The organism is Chitinophaga lutea (genome assembly GCF_003813775.1).
Classification (GTDB): domain Bacteria; phylum Bacteroidota; class Bacteroidia; order Chitinophagales; family Chitinophagaceae; genus Chitinophaga; species Chitinophaga lutea.
In genome coordinates this window covers 1-18,814 of the sequence record NZ_RPDH01000003.1, presented here as the reverse complement: position 1 = coordinate 18,814, position 18,814 = coordinate 1, and the positions used below count along the sequence as shown (strand labels likewise).

20 protein-coding genes are annotated in these 18,814 nt (G+C 51.5%); 11 read left to right on the top strand and 9 right to left on the bottom strand.

Going from position 1 to position 18,814, the window contains the following annotated elements:
• Positions 1-79: 79 nt before the first annotated feature.
• The 4 genes from EGT74_RS23230 to EGT74_RS23215 all read right to left on the bottom strand — a co-directional run bounded on the left by EGT74_RS23230 (position 80) and on the right by EGT74_RS23215 (position 6,817).
• On the bottom strand, positions 80-550 hold the full coding sequence (locus tag EGT74_RS23230; protein ID WP_123849013.1) for a RidA family protein: 471 nt from the start codon (positions 548-550) through the stop codon (positions 80-82).
• Between the two features lie 13 nt (positions 551-563).
• Complete coding sequence (locus EGT74_RS23225) at positions 564-1,865, bottom strand: gluconate:H+ symporter (RefSeq protein ID WP_123849012.1); 1,302 nt, start codon at positions 1,863-1,865, stop codon at positions 564-566.
• A gap of 225 nt (positions 1,866-2,090) precedes the next feature.
• The gene (locus tag EGT74_RS23220) at positions 2,091-3,638 is read right to left on the bottom strand and encodes a SusD/RagB family nutrient-binding outer membrane lipoprotein (protein ID WP_123849011.1); all 1,548 of its coding nucleotides are present in this window, start codon (positions 3,636-3,638) and stop codon (positions 2,091-2,093) included.
• A gap of 11 nt (positions 3,639-3,649) precedes the next feature.
• Positions 3,650-6,817, bottom strand: coding sequence for a SusC/RagA family TonB-linked outer membrane protein (locus tag EGT74_RS23215; RefSeq protein ID WP_123849010.1), 3,168 nt, complete (start codon positions 6,815-6,817; stop codon positions 3,650-3,652).
• A gap of 327 nt (positions 6,818-7,144) precedes the next feature.
• Here EGT74_RS23215 and EGT74_RS23210 point away from each other — a divergent pair, with 327 nt between their 5' ends.
• On the top strand, positions 7,145-7,927 hold the full coding sequence (locus EGT74_RS23210; RefSeq protein WP_123849009.1) for a DeoR/GlpR family DNA-binding transcription regulator: 783 nt from the start codon (positions 7,145-7,147) through the stop codon (positions 7,925-7,927).
• 504 nt (positions 7,928-8,431) lie between these two features.
• Here EGT74_RS23210 and EGT74_RS23205 read toward each other — a convergent pair.
• The gene (locus tag EGT74_RS23205) at positions 8,432-8,812 is read right to left on the bottom strand and encodes an MmcQ/YjbR family DNA-binding protein (protein ID WP_158618273.1); all 381 of its coding nucleotides are present in this window, start codon (positions 8,810-8,812) and stop codon (positions 8,432-8,434) included.
• Positions 8,813-8,918: 106 nt separating this feature from the next.
• Here EGT74_RS23205 and EGT74_RS23200 point away from each other — a divergent pair, with 106 nt between their 5' ends.
• From EGT74_RS23200 to EGT74_RS23190, 3 genes are all read left to right on the top strand, one after another.
• On the top strand, positions 8,919-9,686 hold the full coding sequence (locus EGT74_RS23200; RefSeq protein WP_123849007.1) for a cyclase family protein: 768 nt from the start codon (positions 8,919-8,921) through the stop codon (positions 9,684-9,686).
• 104 nt (positions 9,687-9,790) lie between these two features.
• Complete coding sequence (locus tag EGT74_RS23195) at positions 9,791-10,375, top strand: hypothetical protein (RefSeq protein WP_123849006.1); 585 nt, start codon at positions 9,791-9,793, stop codon at positions 10,373-10,375.
• Positions 10,376-10,654: 279 nt separating this feature from the next.
• The gene (locus EGT74_RS23190) at positions 10,655-12,337 is read left to right on the top strand and encodes a C25 family cysteine peptidase (RefSeq protein WP_123849005.1); all 1,683 of its coding nucleotides are present in this window, start codon (positions 10,655-10,657) and stop codon (positions 12,335-12,337) included.
• A 355-nt stretch (positions 12,338-12,692) separates the two neighbouring features.
• Here EGT74_RS23190 and EGT74_RS26975 read toward each other — a convergent pair whose 3' ends face one another.
• Together EGT74_RS26975 and EGT74_RS23185 are read right to left on the bottom strand one after the other, a co-directional pair.
• Positions 12,693-12,842 carry a hypothetical protein gene (locus EGT74_RS26975; RefSeq protein ID WP_158618272.1) on the bottom strand — a complete coding sequence of 50 codons (150 nt, stop codon included), beginning with the start codon at positions 12,840-12,842 and terminating at the stop codon, positions 12,693-12,695.
• Positions 12,843-13,108: 266 nt separating this feature from the next.
• On the bottom strand, positions 13,109-13,309 hold the full coding sequence (locus EGT74_RS23185; RefSeq protein ID WP_123849004.1) for a hypothetical protein: 201 nt from the start codon (positions 13,307-13,309) through the stop codon (positions 13,109-13,111).
• 150 nt (positions 13,310-13,459) lie between these two features.
• Between EGT74_RS23185 and EGT74_RS27105 the strand changes: the two genes are divergently transcribed.
• Together EGT74_RS27105 and EGT74_RS27405 are read left to right on the top strand one after the other, a co-directional pair.
• The gene (locus EGT74_RS27105) at positions 13,460-13,843 is read left to right on the top strand and encodes a Fic family protein (protein ID WP_220392958.1); all 384 of its coding nucleotides are present in this window, start codon (positions 13,460-13,462) and stop codon (positions 13,841-13,843) included.
• Complete coding sequence (locus EGT74_RS27405; protein ID WP_220392957.1) at positions 13,840-14,022, top strand: Fic family protein; 183 nt, start codon at positions 13,840-13,842, stop codon at positions 14,020-14,022. The genes EGT74_RS27105 and EGT74_RS27405 overlap by 4 nt, the downstream gene beginning before the upstream one ends.
• 298 nt (positions 14,023-14,320) lie before the next feature.
• Here EGT74_RS27405 and EGT74_RS23175 read toward each other — a convergent pair whose 3' ends face one another.
• Together EGT74_RS23175 and EGT74_RS23170 are read right to left on the bottom strand one after the other, a co-directional pair.
• Positions 14,321-15,220, bottom strand: a complete 900-nt coding sequence (locus tag EGT74_RS23175; protein WP_123849003.1) for an alpha/beta fold hydrolase — start codon at positions 15,218-15,220, stop codon at positions 14,321-14,323.
• 37 nt (positions 15,221-15,257) lie between these two features.
• Positions 15,258-15,683 carry a nuclear transport factor 2 family protein gene (locus tag EGT74_RS23170; RefSeq protein ID WP_123849002.1) on the bottom strand — a complete coding sequence of 142 codons (426 nt, stop codon included), beginning with the start codon at positions 15,681-15,683 and terminating at the stop codon, positions 15,258-15,260.
• Between the two features lie 260 nt (positions 15,684-15,943).
• Between EGT74_RS23170 and EGT74_RS23165 the strand changes: the two genes are divergently transcribed.
• The 5 genes from EGT74_RS23165 (at position 15,944) to EGT74_RS23145 (ending at position 18,224) form a co-directional block, all read left to right on the top strand.
• Entirely contained in the window at positions 15,944-16,525 is a 582-nt protein-coding gene (locus tag EGT74_RS23165) for a Crp/Fnr family transcriptional regulator (RefSeq protein ID WP_123849001.1), read from the top strand.
• 248 nt (positions 16,526-16,773) lie between these two features.
• On the top strand, positions 16,774-17,064 hold the full coding sequence (locus EGT74_RS23160) for a cyclic nucleotide-binding domain-containing protein (RefSeq protein ID WP_123849000.1): 291 nt from the start codon (positions 16,774-16,776) through the stop codon (positions 17,062-17,064).
• A 37-nt stretch (positions 17,065-17,101) separates the two neighbouring features.
• On the top strand, positions 17,102-17,368 hold the full coding sequence (locus tag EGT74_RS23155; RefSeq protein WP_123848999.1) for a hypothetical protein: 267 nt from the start codon (positions 17,102-17,104) through the stop codon (positions 17,366-17,368).
• Positions 17,341-17,550, top strand: a complete 210-nt coding sequence (locus EGT74_RS23150; protein ID WP_123849677.1) for a site-specific integrase — start codon at positions 17,341-17,343, stop codon at positions 17,548-17,550. Before EGT74_RS23155 ends, EGT74_RS23150 begins: the two co-directional genes overlap by 28 nt.
• Positions 17,551-17,861: 311 nt before the next feature.
• On the top strand, positions 17,862-18,224 hold the full coding sequence (locus EGT74_RS23145; RefSeq protein WP_123848998.1) for a hypothetical protein: 363 nt from the start codon (positions 17,862-17,864) through the stop codon (positions 18,222-18,224).
• The last annotated feature ends 590 nt before the right edge of the window (positions 18,225-18,814 follow it).

Sequence of the window (18,814 nt, the reverse complement as noted above, 5' to 3'; positions counted from 1 at the left end):
TTGACGGAAAAGTAAATATTTTCATCCGTTAAACCGCACTTTCAAACATGCATGAGAAAGGCGCTCGTCACCTGTTGCGTCAATACAACTCGAAGAGCGCCTCGATTTCCACCGGGATATTGTCCGGCAGCGAACCGAACCCTACGGCGCTTCTGACGCCGATGCCGTTCTCTTCTCCCCAGATCTGTGCGAACAGTTCGCTGCAACCGTTGATCACATATGGGTGGCGTTCAAACTCCGGCACACAGTTCACCATGCCCAGCACTTTGATCACGCGCTTCACCTTGTCGAGGCTGCCCAGGTTGGTTTTGATGGTCGACAGCATGGTGAGGCCCACCTGGCGGGCGGCGAGCTTGCCCTGCTCCATATCGAGCTCCCGGCCGATGCGGCCGATGATCAGCGATTTATCGTTCTGCACCGGGCCGTGACCGGAGAGGTACAGGTACTTGCCGTCGATCAGGCAGGGTTTGTAAACGCCCAACGGCGCCGGGGCCGGGGGAAGGGTTAATCCTGATTTTGCCAGTTGCTCTTCTGCTGTGATGTTTTTCATATTGAGATGTTTTTTAAACGATCAGATCCAGTAATAATACGCCCGCCAGGCCGGCAATGCCTACCACGGTTTCCATCACCGACCAGGAGAGCAGGGTGTTTCTGAGGCTCAGGGAAAAATATTCCTTGAACATCCAGAAGCCGGCGTCGTTGACATGCGAAAACATCAGACTGCCCGCCCCTACCGACAATACCATGAGGTTCGGGTCGGCATGCCCCTCCAATACCAGCGGCGCGATCATGCCCGCTGCCGTAATGCCCGCAATGGTGGCCGACCCTACACAGGCCCTGATGATGGCGGCCATCAGCCAGCCCAGTATCAGCGGGTGCATCCGCCAGCTTTGCATGGCGGCCGCAATTTGCAAACTTACACCACTATCCGATAAAATTTGCTTTAATGCGCCCGCGCCGGCAATGATCAGCAAAATCATGGCCACGTCTTTCACCGCTTCCGTATAGATCTGCATCACTTTTTTCACCGCTGTGCCCTGGAGGATACCCAGCGTGTAAGTGGCTGCCAGCAGGCAGAACAGCATCACCACCTGCGCGTCGCCGGCGAATTGCAACAAGGGCCTTCCGGGCCACACGTGTTGCATCACGGTCGTCACGATCAGCAGCAGCACCGGCAGCAAAGCTGTGAGAAAGCTGTTGGTCGCGCCGGGCAAAGGCGCCGCATCGTCTTCTTTCAGCTGGAACAACTGCAAAGGCCCGGTGCGCATCCGTTTCAGGCGCGTCGCAAATACGGGGCCGGCGATGACGATGGCGGGAATGGCCACGGCTAATCCGTACAACAGCGTAACGCCCATATTGGCTTTAAACTGCCCCACGAGCGCCACCGGCGAAGGATGCGGCGGCAGGAAACCGTGGGTGACCGACAGGGCCGCCAGCGTGGGCAGACCGATGTAAACTGCGGGTAATTTGTATTGATAGATCACGGAGAAAATCAGCGGCACCATCAGCACAAATCCAACGCCGTAAAACAGCGGGATGCCGATGATAAAACCGGCAAGCAGCAATGCCCATTGTACGTACTTCGGTCCGAACGTGCGCATGAGCGCGTTGGCGATCTGCCGCGCGGCGCCGCTTTCAGCTACGAGCTTGCCCAGCATGGCGCCGAGGCAAAGTATGATGATGAGCCCACCCACCGTATCGCCGATGCCTTTCTGCAACGACGCGGGAATCTGCTGCAGCGGCAAACCCAGCCAGACGCCGGCTACGACAGACACCAGTAAAAATGCGAGGAAAGCGTTCAGCCTGGCCCAGGTCAACAACAGCACCAGCAACGCGATACAGCAGACTACGATTACAAAAGCCATTTATGCTACGATTAATTCACCTTTCCATAGCAGCCCATCGCCGTCTGTGGCGGACGGCTGCATGTTCGCCGGGCATTGGCGGGCCGCTGTGATGCTCAGCCACATGTCGTACCCCCCCACCCTCCTGCACAGAAGCGGAGATCGGCGCCGTAGCGCCGACCCGCTGTGCCTGTCCACCGTACACACTAGTGAGGAAATATATAATCAGGAGAAATGGTCGCGTGTTTATTGTTTATCCCACCAGATACGCGTGGTGAGCAAATCCGGTCCCTGCCGCGCCACCGCGTCGTCGTAATGTTTTTTGTTGATGCCCTGCTCCGGAACGGAATACGGCAGCCGCCGCGGGATGGTGCCGCCGGTAGCATTGCCGGTAAAGTTCACCGGCGTGAGCACGGGGTAACCGGTACGGCGCCAGTTGGCGTACGCCTCCTGCTCGTCCAGCAGCGAAGCCACCCAGAACTGCGTATGTATCTGGTTCATCTGCGCATCCAGTGTGCCACCTGTGTTGAGGGCATGGGCTGCGGTATAGGCATCGATGCTGGCCTGCGGGATCACGCCGGCCGCGCCGAACAGCGCCCAGTTTTTCATGGCCGCCTCCATGCCTGTTTTGAAAGCAGCGGCAGCATTCCCGCTCGCCCAGCCACGAATGATCGCTTCGGTGAGCAGGTAATGCGTTTCCGCTCTCGATAATACGATCAGCGGCGCGGAGTATTGCAGGATGGTGGCCGGGTTGGGCTCTGAGAAGGTGCCGAAATTGGCCGGCTTGCCATCGGTGCCGTTGGGCATACCTTTTTGCAGGGCGGGTGTATTGTCGGGCGTAGCGCCGTTCCATACTACCGACACCACACTCAGCCGCGGGTCGTTATTATTTTTGAGATAATCGATGAAAGTCTTGCTGTACTTGCCCCACTCGGTATTATTCACCCCGTTGGCGCCGCGCTGCAGGTCCTGGTTCACGATTTCCCAGGCCACCGGGTTGTTGTTGTAGATCTGCGGGCCGTTGGAGTATTTCACCACCGCCTGATCGGCCTCATCCAGAATGATACCGCCCTGGATGGCTTTCGCCGCCCACTGCTGCGCCTTGGCGGGATCCCTTCTCGTCATCCGCATCGCCACGCGCAGCATTAAAGAATACGCGAACTTCTTCCATTTCGGGATACTGCCTTCGTAAAGGAAATCGGCCTTGCCGAACTTCAGCTTGCTTTCGTCGAAAGCGGCGATGGATTCGTCGAGCTCCTTCAGCAGGTCCGCATAGATCTGCTCCTGCGGGTCGTATTTCGGCAGCAGGATGGCCTCGCGCAAACCCTTGTTCGCATCGGAATACGGCACATCGCCATACAGGTCGGTGATCCGCTGCATGATCAGCACGCGCCAGATACGGGCGGCGGATTTTTTGTTGACCAGTTCGGGCGACTGCGCCGCCTCGATCAATTCACGCAGCGTGGTCAGCACGTTGGTGTACGTATAGCGGAAATAAAAACTCTGGTAAAAATCATACACCCCGTATTTATCGCCCGAGCCCGCCACGGAAATTTCCTTGGCCGTGGCGAAGTGCTGCACATAGTTACCGCAGGTGATGTAGGAAGTATAAAAATACGCGCGGTCATACACGTAGTTCCCTTTCAGGATGCTCTGGGAAAACATGTAGTCCACATCCGGCACCACCGGTGCGTTCGGGTTGGTATTCAGCTCGGTGAAGCCTTTATCACAGGCAGTGAGGCTCATGGCCACTCCCAGCAATAGTGCATATGTATATCTGGCAATTCGTTGCATAAAAGTTGTTTTTACAATTTAACCATCAGGTTCAGGCCGAAGCTGCGGGTACGCGGCACGCCGAACATTTCAAAGCCCTGTGCATTGGAGTTGTTGAACGTAGACTCCGGATCGATGTTCGGCGCTTTTTTGTGCAGGATCAGCAGGTTGCGGCCCACCAGTGAAAGCGATACCGACTGGAACTTCGCGAACGAAAACAGGTTCGCCGGCAGGCTGTAACCCAGTATCACCTGTCGCAGCTTGATGAAATCGGAGGAATAGATGAAACGCTCCGACTGGAACTTGTAGTTATCGTAATACGCCTGCAGATCGTTGTTGTACGTAAAGGTTCTGGTGAAGGGTTTGTTCTCGTCGTCCACGCCGGTCACGGTCAGCCCGCCTTCACGCCCCGGCAGCGTGATCCGGTGCAGCCCGAAACGCGTAGCGTAGAGGTTGGTGCCGGAATACACATGCCCGCCGAATTTCCCGTCGATCAGGAAACTGAGGTTAAAACGTTTATAACTGAAACTGTTGTTGATCCCGCCGGACCAGGGCGATACGCCGGTGCCGAGATCTTCCAGCCCGGTGGTGAGCTCGAACCCGTTGGCTTTGTTGTACATGGTTTTGCCTTCGGCATTCTTCTTCACTTTATATCCTTTGATGGTGCTGTAAGGTTTGCCTACTTCCGCGAAGATGAACGCGTAGCTGTTTACCGCTACGTCCATTTGAATGCGGTCGAGCCCGTCGGCCAGCTTCAGCACTTCGTTTTTATTGTAAGAGCCGGTGAACGTCACATCCCAGCTGAAGTCCGGTTGTTTCACCGCCGTGCCGCTCAGCATCAGTTCGATGCCTTTGTTGTTCATCTCGCCCACGTTGAGGAAAGTGGTGTTATAACCGGATGCCGGTGAAATGCTCACCTGCACGATGTCGTCCGTCGTGCGGCGGTTATACACGGCGAGGTCGGCGCTCAGTCTGCCGCCGAGGAAACGCGCTTCCAGGCCGGCTTCGTACGTGGTGGAAGTATACGGTTTGAGGGAGGCGTTGGGCGCGTTCAGCAAACCGGAAGTGGTGCCCACGGTTTGGGTGGGCGTTTGCAGCGGCTGGCCCAGGTGGCCGCCACCGGGCACGAGGCTGTACGTTTGCGTGAGCACATACGCCGCCGGCGTGCCGCCGCCTACCTGCGCCCAGGAGGCGCGCACTTTGGCGTAGTTGATCCACCCCGGTAATTTGACGGCTTCGGAGAGGAGGAAGCTGGCGCCGATGGAAGGATAAAAGATGTTGTTGTCGCGTGGGTCGAGGGTGGAGAACCAGTCGTTGCGGCCCGTGGCGGTGAGGAACAACATGTCTTTATACCCCAGGTCCACCGAACCGAATACCGAGTTCACGGCGGAGCGGATATTCTGGTTGGTGGTGGTGAGGCTCACCACGTTGGAAGGGTCATAAAAGTTGGGCACGGAAAAATCGGTGCCGAGCAAAATCACGTTGTTCGTTTTGGCTTTGCGCTGGTTGCCACCCGCCATCGCATCGAGCGTGAAGTTTTTGCCAAGACGGCCGCTGTAGTTCAGCGTCAGTTCGCCATTGGTTTCGGTGATGCCGTTGGTCTGCTGCTGGAAAAACCCTTTTGGCGCATATGCCGTGCCGGTGGGCACAATGCCCGTCCAGCCCACGTCCGTGAAGTCGTGGTTCACGCGGCCGCGGAGGAACAGGTTGTCGAGGATATTGAACTTCACGCTCACATTCCCGATGAAACGGCGGCGGTCGTCGTTGTTCACAAACCGGTTCACCACGAAGTACGGGTTGCTGGCGAAACCGGAGGGGTTCCACAGCGTTTCCGCACCGGTGAGCGTATTGTAACCGGGCGCGAGGTTGCGCACGTCCACCGTATTGGCGAGCATGTAAGTGCCCCAGTTGGGGTTGCCCGGCGCATCGGATACGTTGGCGCGGTTCACCGCCTTTTCGATGTTGTACTGCGCGTATCCTTCCACCGTTACCCGTTTGTGCAGGTTGCCGGTGAGCGACAGCGAGAAGATCTTTTTATTGAGCTGCTGATGCGGCACGAGGCCGTAGTTATTCATGTCCGACAGCGACAGGCGGTAGGTACCAAAGTCACCGCCGCCGGAAGCGGCGATGGTATTGGTAAACGTGGTGCCCGTTCTGTAGAAGTTTTTGATATTGTTTTTCTGCGCGGTGTACGGGCGGCTCACGCCATCGAACTGCATGGAGTTGGCGCCGTCGATGCGGGGCCCGAATGAAAGCCGGCCCGACGCAATGGCGTCTGCCTGCGTAACCGGTTTGAGGCCTTTCTGTCCCTGGCCGTATTCATATTGCCAGTCCGGGATGATGGAAGGTGTTTCCACCGTGAGAGTGGAGTTGAAATCGACCCCGATGCCTTTTTGTTTCACGCCTTTTTTGGTGGTGATCATGATCACGCCGTTCGCCGCGCGGGAACCATACAGCGCCGAAGCGGTCGCGCCTTTCAGTACGGTGATGGACTCGATATCGTCCGGGTTGATGCCCGCGATGCCATCGCCACGGTCCGCATTCAGCCCGATGGAAGCGTTGCCGCTGGCGGGCACGTTGGGCGTGCTGTTGTCGATGGGCATGCCGTTGATCACGTACAGTGGCTGGTTGTCGCTCCCGAAGGAGCCGTTGCCGCGGATCACCACGCGGCTGGAGCTGCCCGGGCCGCCGGCAAGGCTCGACGCGTTGACCCCGGCGATTTTTCCGGTGAGGGCGTCCGCCACATTGATTTCACGGGCCTGCGTGAATTCGCTGCCTTTCACTTCCGTCATGGCGTAGGTCACGGCCTTGCGTTGTTTTTTGATGCCGAGTGCGGTCACCACCACTTCGTTCAGCGCTTTGGTGTTCTCACCCAGGGCAATGTCCACCTGCGTTTGACCCGCAGGTACATTGATCGTTTTGCGTTCATAACCGATGAAAGTGACAATGAGCTGAACGGGGCCATGCGAGGCGGGTACACGGAGGGTAAAATGCCCCTGCGGATCGGTGACGGCTCCCACATTTTTTGCGTTGGCCAGCGTGATGGTGGCGCCGATGACGGGTTGTCCGTCTGCTGCACTGGTGACCGTACCGGAGAGCTGTACGGGATTGGGAGACTGAGCGGTACTTTCCATGAAAAACAGCACACTGCACAGCAGCAATAGCAGGTTACGGAAAGCCACGTGTGTTATTGTTTTCATCACTGTGGTTTGGTTGATAAGGAGTTTAAAATCGTTGTCCTAAAATTAGGTATTCCAGCGAGAACTGCAAATTTTTTGCATAATTAATTTGCACTATACGCAAGATAAGTTGACGATGATTTTAAATAACATACTATTTATCAGCTAATTGAAAATATGTCAACCGTACACTAAGCACCTATTTTTTGCATAATTATTATTTAATTCGTCAAAAAGTGCAAATTTCAGGCATAAGTTCTAATTTTGAGGATAGCGCAGACCGGGCATTGCGGAGGAGGCGATTTGCATATACCGGGTATTTTTCTTAACATCAACCGCTAGATGACTATGGATATTAATACACAGGACCAGTTACCCCCTGTTTCGCTGACCAAAAAAGCACGTAAAGAACTGATCATCAAACAGGTAAACATCCACACCCGGATTACTTACGCAGACCTGGTTAGCCTGATCAATGTTTCGGAGGATACGATCCGCCGGGACGTGAACGAGTTGGCGGACGACGGAGAGGTGGTAAAAATCAAGGGCGGCGCGATGTCTATTGCCTATCATTACGGGCACGACTCGCAGACCTATGCGCAGAACAACAAGGTGGCCATTGCGGACAAAACCCTGCAGCTGCTGCGCGACGATATGATCGTGCTGATCGGCGGCGGCACCACCATCCGCGAATTCATCAAAAAAATACCCGCTAACCTGCGCGCCACTTTTATTACGGTCAACGTGCTGAGCGCCGTGGAGCTGCTCGACAAACCCATGATCAAAACCATCGTGATCGGCGGGCAGATTTCCACCTACAGCCAGATGACGGTGAGCGGCGAGGTATTTGAATACCTGTCGAACATCCGGGCGGATCTCTGCATCATCGGCACCAATGCCATCGACCCGGCCAACGGGCTTACCGATTCCGACTGGGAAACCATACAGGTGAAAAAGGCGATGATCAAGGCGGCCGATAAAGTGGCGATACTCGCCATTTCGGAGAAGCTGAACTCTTCCATGAAAATGAAAATAGCCGACCTCCAGGAGATCGACTACCTGATCACGGAACTGCCGGCAGACAGTGCGGACCTCCAGCCTTACAAAGCGAAAAATCTCACGATATTATAAATCGTCTCGCGTGCACAACGTTGCACGGGCGTAATATTTACAACAAACAATGCGGCCGGCATTTCACCCGCAATCGGGGTATAAATGCCGGCCGTACTTTTTCACAGCACCATTTTCCAACCCCTTCCCGCCCCTTTTTTTATAAATACACAACGCTCCCCCGCTTTATCACATCATCTGAAATTTCGGCCCGAAACATCATTTTCCCGGATCACACCCAAAAACATCCTCCAAACACCTGTGATCCTCCTGCGATCCTTCGGTCATCCTATAGCGATTGTCCGTCGATTCTCCTACCGCTTTCAATACCACAGCGAGTTTGACGGTGTTTGACAGGAGGATCACAGGAGGATGACAGGAGGATGGCAGAAGGATGAGACAAGCAAACCGAAGGACAAACGACCCGATTGTCATGGTGCGCCAAATCGTAAAGCGGCAGTAATAAAAATATTTATACCAGCCAACGCAGCCATGTGCCGGTACCGCCAAGGCATTTACCGGCACTTACTCCAGCCCGTTTTCGAGGCGGTACTGCTCCTGCAGTTTGGGTGGAGCGGCGCCATACCACGCGCTGTGAATGGCGCTTTCGAGCATTTTCTTTTTGACCTTCCAGAGTTTTACCGTAGTCCATCCCTGGCGGCCCCATCCGCCGGGCACCGGTAAAAAACTGTCAGGCGCGGAATTGCAGAAGGCCGCCTGCTCCTCCGGCGTAAAGCCGAAATTGGCGCTGGGTTTGGTAATGGCGGCATTCGCCGGGTTCTGGTCCGGCCATAGCGTGGCAAAAATGCGGCGCTTTGTCCGGAAAGCCGGGGAACCCCCGTGCGTCACCTCCTGCACTTCAGGCAGGGCCAGGCACATCGCCTTAAATGTTTCAACGGAAATCATACTTAAAATTACCAAAGCCTGCGTTCCTTTAATTGTACAAACACGACATCCGGAATAAATATTTATCATTGCGGCATCAAATACATCCTAATCTCCCGGCATCACCATGGCAACCATCATCGATCTGTCGAAACCTATCCGCTACAACCGCTCCGATCCCTGGTTCATGCGCGTAAAAATCAAACACAAACCGCATCACAAGGCAAAATGGCTCATCAGGCTGGTGGGCCTTCCTTTCAGATTATTCCCTTCGGGGTTTTCCGGCTGGGCGGATGACACCATTCAAAAAATGGGCGTTCACGCCACCACGCACGTGGACGCTCCCTGGCACTACAGTCCCGTGGTAGATGGCCAGAAAGCGAAAACGATCGATGAGATACCGCTCGACTGGTGCTACGGCAACGGGGTGGTGCTGGACATGACCCACAAAGCGGACTTCGATCCCATCACGGCAGACGATGTACGAAAAAGCCTCGCGCAGATCAACGTTACCCTGCAACCGGGCATGATCGTACTGATCAAAACGGGGCGGGACCGCTTTAACGGCACGCCTGACTTTCATAAAAAAGGGACCGGCATGAGCAAAGAGGCTACCAGCTGGCTGATCGGCCAGGGCATCAAAATGATGGGCATCGATCAATGGGGCTGGGACCTGCCGCTTCCTTACATGATCAGCCAGGCAAAACTGACCGGCAACCGGGAACTGTTCTGGGAAGCGCACCTGGTCGGGCAGCGGGAAGAATACTGCCATATGGAACAACTCGTAAACCTGGATGCACTGCCGCCTTCCGGTTTCAAGGTATGCGTGTTCCCGCTGAAGATCGTTGGCGCTTCAGCGGCGCCGGCAAGGGTAGTGGCGATACTGGAGCATTGACGGGCCCGTTAAAATTATTTTTTGAAAAACCTGCAGCAGCAAGGCAACCATGCGCGGAGAATTCCGGTATTAAAGGAAATTTTCACCTAACTCAATCCAATTGCATGTTTAAATCACCGAATGTTCCTGCACTTGCAGCCATGTCTTTTTTCGCCGTTGCTTTGGCAGCCTGTTCCAAAAGCGATGACGGACCGAAAAACACCGACCCCTGCGCCAGCAAAACGATCGTGGTGGCGGCCGCCGTCACCGCCTCTGATGCATGCGCCCCCACCGGCACCATCATCGTTACCGCCACAGGCAGCTCCGGCTTTACCTACAGCATCGACGGCACCACTTTCGCGGCAGCGAACACTTTCAGCGCCAAAGCCGCCGGTAATTACACCGTTACGGTAAAGGACGCGGACGGCTGCACGAAAACCGCACAGGCTACCATCGCTGCGGCAGCAGCCGGCCCCAAGTTCGCCGAAGTAAGAACGCTGGTGGCCGCGAAATGCCAGGGTTGCCATAACAACACCAACCAAAGCGGGGGCCGCAACCTCCAGGGCGATTGCAACATCGTCAGCGCTGCTGCCAGAATAAAGGTAAGAGCGGTTGACCTTGGCACCATGCCCGTGGGTGGCTCTTTGACCCAGGCGGAAAAAGACAAGATCACGGCCTGGGTAACCGCCGGCGGCCGTTACTCCGACTAGGCGCAGGCTCTTCAGCATTGCTTCATGCATCATCACTATGCCTGTACATCCGCCGGATGGCGCGGTGTGCAGGCATTGTCAACAACAGTATGGCCACCGGAAAACAAGCGGCGCCCCCAAAAAGGGGCGCCTTTCCGCATTTCAGGCGACAGGTACAATATACAGCGGGAGGCCTGCGTATAAATACGCTTAAATTCAGGTAGATGCTACCTGTTCAACCGCTCCACGGCGGCGTAGCTTTGAGGTATCAAATTGTTTAACCTCAAAAAAAGCGAGACAATGTCTACCGAAAAAAAACCTCTCAACGGCAGCCCTGTTGCCGGAGAAAAACAATCCATCACCAACCTGCAGACCATCCGTACGCAGGTGCTGCAAGACCGTACCCTTTTTAACATGCAGGCCGTGGGCCGCAACTACAAACTGGCCCAGGCATACAAAAGCGTGCGAAACCTGAAGCTGATGGACCAGAACAACCTGGCCCTGAAAAGCTTCGCCGATTACCTTACCATCAATAAAAAATTCCTCGACCTGCTCCCCCTCATCGAGGAAAAACCACGCCCTTCCTACCCCGTTAACGAGGCCTACCTCAACACCTACAGCTGGCTCCGCCACCCGCGCGGCAAGGTGCTGGTGCTCGTGCATACAGACGTATATACCGCCACCAAAGACAAAGTGGAACGTTATGTGCTCGACCTCGGCCGCGACGGCTATTGGGCTACCGTACACGTGGTGAAAGGCGGCAAACCGTCTTACATCCGCAACTACATCAAAGGCAAAAACCCTGTTGGCGTTGTGATGGTAGGCGCCATCCCGCCGGCCTGGTTCGAAATGAGCGACGACTTTTACGGCGCGTCCACCGAATTCCCCTGTGATTTATTTTACATGGACACCAACGGCACCTGGACCGATTCCGACGCAGACGGAAAATACAACGCCGTTACCGGCGACGTGATACCCGAGATCTGGGTAGGCCGCATCTGGACGCCCACACTCAACGGCAACGACCCCGCCCTCATCAACAACTACTTCGACCGTAACCACCTCTTCCGCACCGGCAATCTCGGCCATTCCCGTTCGGCGCTGGCGTATGTGGAAGACGACTGGACCGGTTTCGACGATTGCGAGATGGACCTGATGACCCCCGCTTCCTATATCACCAAATACACCAATCCCGACATCACCGACGCCGATCTGTACAAAGTGGAAGTGAACAAAACCCGCTCCTTCGTGCAGCTTTGTTCGCACTCTTCTCCCCACTCCCATTCATTCCGCATCCCGTCCACCAGCAGCACCGAATGGATCAACACCGCGTACTTCCGCGACGAGCGCGCCCCCAATGCGCACTTCTATAACCTCTTCTGCTGCAGCACAGCGAGGTTCACGGAAAGCGACTACCTCGGCGGCTGGTACATTTTCGACAAATCCGGCGGCGAAACCAACTACGGCCTTACGGCGGTAGGCAGCACCAAAACCGGCTCCATGTTGTTCTTTGCAGACTTCTACGACCCGATCGGGAAAGGGAAATGCATCGGCGATGCGATGGTAGACTGGTGGAAAGCCCGGGGCAGCGACCACGACCTCGGCGAGCGCCAATGGTTCTACGGCATGAGCATATTAGGGGACCCCACCCTCACCTGGTGGAAAGGCGCGGTGCCCCGTCCGCTGGAGCCTGCAGAAGGCAGCGTATTCCATCATTTCCCGCGCACCATGACCTTCAAATGGGCGCCCGTGAACATCCCCGGCGCCACCTACAGCATCGAGATCGATGCGCATGGCGCGGTGAATGCAGGCCAGTGGGCCGCACAGTCGTTCCGGAGCTTCGCCGTCTATCACGGCATCACCGGCACTACGTTCAATCACAATTTCGTGGGAGCACAACCGGGCCGCTGGCGTGTACGCGCCAAGATCGGCGACCGGTATTGCGCATGGAGTTGCTGGTGCTACTTCCGCTTCACCATCTAGTGCAACGTGGATGACAACAAAAAAACAGCTCCCCTGTCGGACAGGGCGGGCTGTTTTTTATTGTGGTGCGATTATAATCGGAGAGGGAATTTTATATACAACTTCCTTCAGTCCCACGCCCCATTGACGAGCCTGGGATCTCTCGTACCTGTTTTTCCGGCAATCCCTATTCCGCAGGAACTGCTGCCTGATCCTGATGGGAAGATCGTCGCGAAGAATATCAACGTAACGGCATTCGATCAGACGATTGGCGATGTTGTAACTGGCAGTAAATTTCATAACCATATTTTAATACGTATGATGAAACATAGCGGCCTGTAAGTATACAGGCCGCTATGTTTTATCATTACAGGTATCAATACTTGCTGTCTTTGCGGTGTTTGAATACCTGCCTGGCCATTTTAGTGAACTGCTTTTCATTTCGCCTCTTATCCGCCTCGCTGGCCTGGAAATGGTATTGCTCCCGCAATAGTTTCAGGTAGCTGCGGTATACCAGCTCAGGCAATGTGCCGTTCTGGACAGCTGCAATAATGGCGCAACCGGGCTCATGCTGATGGGTGCAGTCGCCAAACCGGCATTGCGGTGCCAGCTCATCTATCAGCGGGTGATGCTCGCGTTACCCGCCGAAACATCAGTGTAAATATGGATGGGCTTGAAAAGATCCTTTTTAAAGGTAAAGGGGAATTTAGGGTTGCGAAGTTGCGGGAACTCTATAAGCGTTACAAAATCGCGGCTTAGGGTATGTAAAAAGGGAGCTTTTGGCTCCCTTTACTATTTTTTCTTTTTCGCAGCAGCTTTTTTCAGTTTTTCCAGTTCGGCGAGATATTCATCTATATCCTGTTGAGTGACCCCATCGAAATATGCCGCCAACTGGGTGTATGAAATGCCCAGCGCTTTGGCTACGGCAATGTTTGTAGTGAGTGCGGCATCTATTTTTCCACGCGAAAGTTTTTGCACGTGTGCAGCTTCCATCCCTGCTAAAGTTGCCAGCTTTCGGAAGCTCTTAATTATGACGTACGAACATACGTCAAAACGAAATTTTTCCTATATTTAAATGAGAGAAATGGCTGAAAAGCGATTTCTCCAATATTTATTACTTTTGCGATCCTCCTCAAAAAGGATTTGAAGGATTTCGCTATATCGCTTTATCTCGCTCGAAAACCGCGAATTTTCAGTAACCGAGATGGTGGTAGTGAAAGCCTGCCCGACTATACCCGAAAGATCGATGATCTGTATACAGCCTATCAATATGTAAAAGACGCGCCCTTTGACCGGCAAACGTTAGTTGAAGCCCATAAATTGCTGACCCGGCACATCCTTCCCTTATCTTCCCAGGGTAGATTTCGTAACCAAAATATGTACGTAACGACCAGTGACGGGCGGATTGAATATGTGGCCGCGTCTCCCTTCTCAGTGGCTACCGAAATGGAGAAATTATATGCTGATATCACCACATTGCAGGATACGCCGTTGTCGATTGCCGAAACATTCTTTTTTCCAGTATGATACACCTGGTGTTTGTAAAGATCCACCCCCGGGCAGATGGCAATGGGCGAAGCGCTAGATTGCTGGAAAAGTGGTTTCTGGCGGTGAAGTTGGGGAAAAGGCATGGTTTGTACAATCGGAAAAGTATTATTACGAGCACCATCAGGCGTATTACGATAATATCCGTTTGCTGGGTTTGAAGTATGAGCAGTTGGATTATGGTAAGGCGGGGGAGTTTGTGCGGATGTTGGTGGGAGCGGTGGTTGGGATAGGTTATTAGTAGAAAAACTATGCCTTCTCAGGCACTATATCAAAAAAAAGTTGTGCTTTTTATAGCTACAACTTTTTTATAATATAAATACCTCTAATACTATCCATTTCAACATCTCTTTATTCTTCCGCATATTGTTGGCAAAATCCTGTTCTTCGAAATCTTCTCTCTGTGCTTCGGGCAACAAGCTGTTGGCCATACAAGGGCCTGAAGATATCCCCTCCTTACTACCTTGCAAATTTTTCAAGTTCCTCATTGAACTTATCCCGTTCCTCCAAAAACAATGAATGGCCACTTTTTTCAAACCTCACTATGTATGAATCCTTGATACCTTTTTGCAATATCCCTGCAAATGCGAAGTCGCACAACTTATCCTGGGTACCATGGAATATGGCCGTGGGAACCTTGATCTTTGATAGACCCGGCCTTAGGTCAAGGTCACGCAACGCAATGATGGATTCCGTCGTGGCATAAGGTGATGCTTCTAAATTGATGCTCTCCAGCCATTTTTCCTCATTTTTTGTTAAACCATCGGCCTTTGCAGGAAAGGCGCTTCCAAAACCAGCAATAAGGTCCTGCCTGCTTGTCATTGTCTGCTTGATCAAACCTGCTGCATCGGCATCAGATATCCCATAGGGGAAACCTTCCCGCTGTTTCCAAGATGGTGCGGCGGCAGCAAACAGGGCAAGTTTACTAACATGGGCCGAATTATATTTGATCAGGTAATGGATCACCACCGCCCCACCCATCGAGAATCCGCCCAACACGGCATCCTGGACCTTTAGTTTTTCAAGGACCACCTTTATGTCATCTGAAAAAACATCAAAGTCATATTTTCCGTAGGGCTTATCAGACTTGCCAAAGCCCCTGAGAGTAATCCCTATCACTCTAAACCCCTTTCGGGAAAGATATTGATATTGATATTCATACATGGCATCACTCAAGGGCCAGCCATGCACCAATACAATTGGCCTGCCTTCCCCAAGGTCTGTCACGTGTAGGCGTACATTCTTTTCCACCTCGATGTACTCTTGCCTTTGCAATGATGCAGGCATTCTATTCCCCTGTGACCAAACCGGTTGGCCAAGGCCTATCGCAATACAGATTGCTAAAATTAATTTTTTCATTTTTTTTGCTTTATTACCTGATTAAATGATAAGATAATTATCCGAAGATGGTTTTAACGAGCTCTGTGTCCATGTATTCACGGACCTGGGTGATCTTTCCATCCTTTAAGCGGAGTATTATTCCATACTTGTTATTGTAATCCAATCCATCCTGGGTTTTTGATTCGCCCTCTGCCTCGACGAAGACCTGATCACCTTCTGCAATCACATTGGTAACGGTGATCCTAATCGGGCCGGCAAGGCGGTTGAGCAACACAGGCACGTAGTTGTCCAGGATATCCTTCTTGCCATGGTAGGTCCCGGTGAACAGGTGGTTGCCAAAGTAGGTAAGCGTGATGTCGTCGGCCATGGCGTTGAAGTAGCCCTCAACATTGTCTGCCTTTAGAGAGGCGTAGGCCTGTAATACGATTTGTTTGTTTGACTCAGTTGAATTTACCGGAATGACATTTTTTAATTGTTTCATGATTTCTATATTTTAGATTTAAAAATTGTTTAGTCAAAAGTAGTCCAGTGCGGCACGCCGCAAAGACGACAATTGATAAAAAATAACGTTGATAAATGTCAAAGGATATCTATTTCAGCACTGTCAACAGAGGAAATCGTACTTACGGACCCTTTTTAACAATCCAATTGTCGTATATTAGTTAATGGTTGATACCATAACGTGTCCGTTGGCTCAAGCATCGCCAAGGGCAATCTAGCCAGGACCTTAAATTTCGCTTTATGCATGATTCACTGATTTCATATATCAATAGGTACGCAGGTAGCCCCCTGACATCCCAGGAAGAGGAACTTGTCCGAACGACCTTCACCCCCAAGCGACTTAAAAAACGCCAATATCTACTCCAAGAGGGAGATGTCTGCAAACATTTCTGCTTCATCGTAAGCGGGGCAATGAGGCAGTACAGCGTTGATGAGAAGGGAATCGAGCATGTTATACAATTGGGCATAGAAACGTGGTGGATGGGCGATAGGGAAAGCATAGTCATGCACACCCCATCAAAATACAACATCGATGCCTGGGAAAATTGCGAGCTGCTCATCATTAGTTATGCAGATACCATCCGCTTACTCGACCAGGTACCCTCGATAAGGAAGATGCTGCAGATGATGGAAGAGAGAAACTCCATCGCCAACCAGAAGCGCCTGAATTCCACGATCAGCCTTGCCGCAGACTCCCGATATGCAGATTTTGTAAGGGAGTATCCCGATTTCCTGCAGCGATTTCCACTGCATATCATTGCATCCTATCTTGGGATTACCAAGGAAACACTGAGCAGGGTACGCAAGGGTACTATACTTTGAGCTGATGCAAGGTATTAACATGAAAGCCAAATTCCTTGCTGAAAGAGAAGCGAAGCGAAATGCCCCAAAGGGGTAATGCCCTTTTCCCGAATATATTCAATAGCTGTGCCCCAACAATACTGAGATACTTCCTCCCCCACTAAGTCATCCTCGACTACGGCCAGGTCTGCGAATACATCTATTTCACCATCACCGGCCTCGTCACCTCCCTGGAAAAGGAAGACGGCAAGGAGTATAACTGCTGGTTCATGTCCGACGGCGATGTGATCATAGCCATCGAAAGCTTCTTCATGCAGCACCGCAGCCGCGAGCGTCTAATAACGCTTGAAAAAACGGAATGTATCGCCCTGCATGTGGAAGACCTGCATATATTACGCGAGAAACACCCCTCTTTCAACTTCGTGGAGCTTATGCTCACCCGGCATTACTACCAGCAGGCGTTTAACCGCACCAAGTGCCTCAGAAAGGACGCTAAAGGGAAATACCAGAGTAAGGACCATCCCCTCCCTCACCCATTTATGTATTTGGCGGCTTTTTGAAAATGATTGATATTTAGGTACCATCAATACGCTAAACATGACCATCGAACAGATTTTCCAGGACAAAGTCATCAAAGCTAAAGCCAAAGTATCCACCATCGGCCAATGGTTAGCCAATGGCGAATTACCCGTGGAAGAACTGCTGGCATTCGCCGAAAAGCAAAAGGCGGCCGACAAGGCCACCTGCATCGAGGCGGTTGAATATGCCACTAAAACAACGCCCGCTTTGGCCGATGAGCACCTGCCAACACCGCGCGCCATACGTTCGCTACAACCATTTGTCTGGATAACGGCGTTCCGTTAGAAACGGTAAGTCGGATGCTGGGGCATACAAATTTACGAACGACACAGATTTACGCTCGCGTTACCCGCCGAAACATCAGTGTAAATATGGATGGGCTTGAAAAGATCCTTTTTAAAGGTAAAGGGGAATTTAGGGTTGCGAAGTTGCGGGAACTCTATAAGCGTTACAAAATCGCGGCTTAGGGTATGTAAAAAGGGAGCTTCGGCTCCCTTTACTATTCTTTCTTTTTCGCAGCAGCTTTTTTCAGTTTTTCCAGTTCGGCGAGATATTCATCTATATAAGCAAGGTTATGATAATTTTACTATAGAACTAAATGATGAGGTTGCAATTATAAATGGATTAATTCTAAATGATAATAAAAAAAACTCGTGTACAAGCGCGACCGGAATATTGCTTTGATAGAACTTAGATAGAGGATTTTATCAACGAAATAAATGGAATATCTGATTTAGTTGAAAATCAAATTCGCAAAGGAATTACAGAAAGTTTTACATTGTTTCATGATGTAAGAACTTCTTATGCAATTGCATTTTCAATATTAGAATCAATAGTATTTGAGCAGGAAGGAAAAGATTTTCATGCTAAACTGCAGCGATGCAGTAGGAAAATTATTGACCTATATGAAAGTTTAGATTTAGTAAATTCTCAATTGGAGTTAATTGATGTGATGGTTAATTCTAGCGCCATAACACAGGGTTCAAAAAGAGAAAGCAATCTATACCAACTAACTCACAAGCTAACTAAACTTTTTGAAGTCAGAGCTAAAAAGCGGGAGCTAAAATTCAGATTAATTCCAAACTCGGATATTCCAAATAAGTACTACCATGAAAGCATAAAGTTGATTGCTAAAAAATGAAAGTGGACAAACCAGAAGAATTTCCGATTTGTCCACTAAGGTGCACCTAAGTGGACTTTTCTCGAACCATTTTATAAAGGATATACAATTATTACAGTGTATAAATATTTGAAAAATAACTTGTTGTATAATAATGGAATTGGTTGATTTGTGTTCGTTTTTGTAGACATTAATCTTTTAACCTAATTAATAGAAGTTTCAGCTTGTATTCGGTTTTGTGAAACTTGATGGCTTTAATTAGGCATATTGCCACCATAATTGGTTTAAAAATATATGCGCAGGAAACTGAAAATTTGTAATATGTGCGAAGCTGATGCCAAAAAGAATAATTATGTTAGAAGATTTGCAAGAGTTTAAATCGGAGAAATCAGCATGGGTACCTTCGATGTAGCTCTTCTGTACGCTGATTCCCGTCAAAAAATCCAGAAGGGGATGATTATGGGAGGTGTAGCTGGGTTTTCAGGAGACTATTACAAAAAGTGTGTCAGTTTAAAGTTGCTTAACTTTAAACTGACCATATGGACAAACAACAATTCGATTTTGAAGCATTTAAGAAGCAGGCAGCCAGCCGGCTGAAGAAGGGTGACACG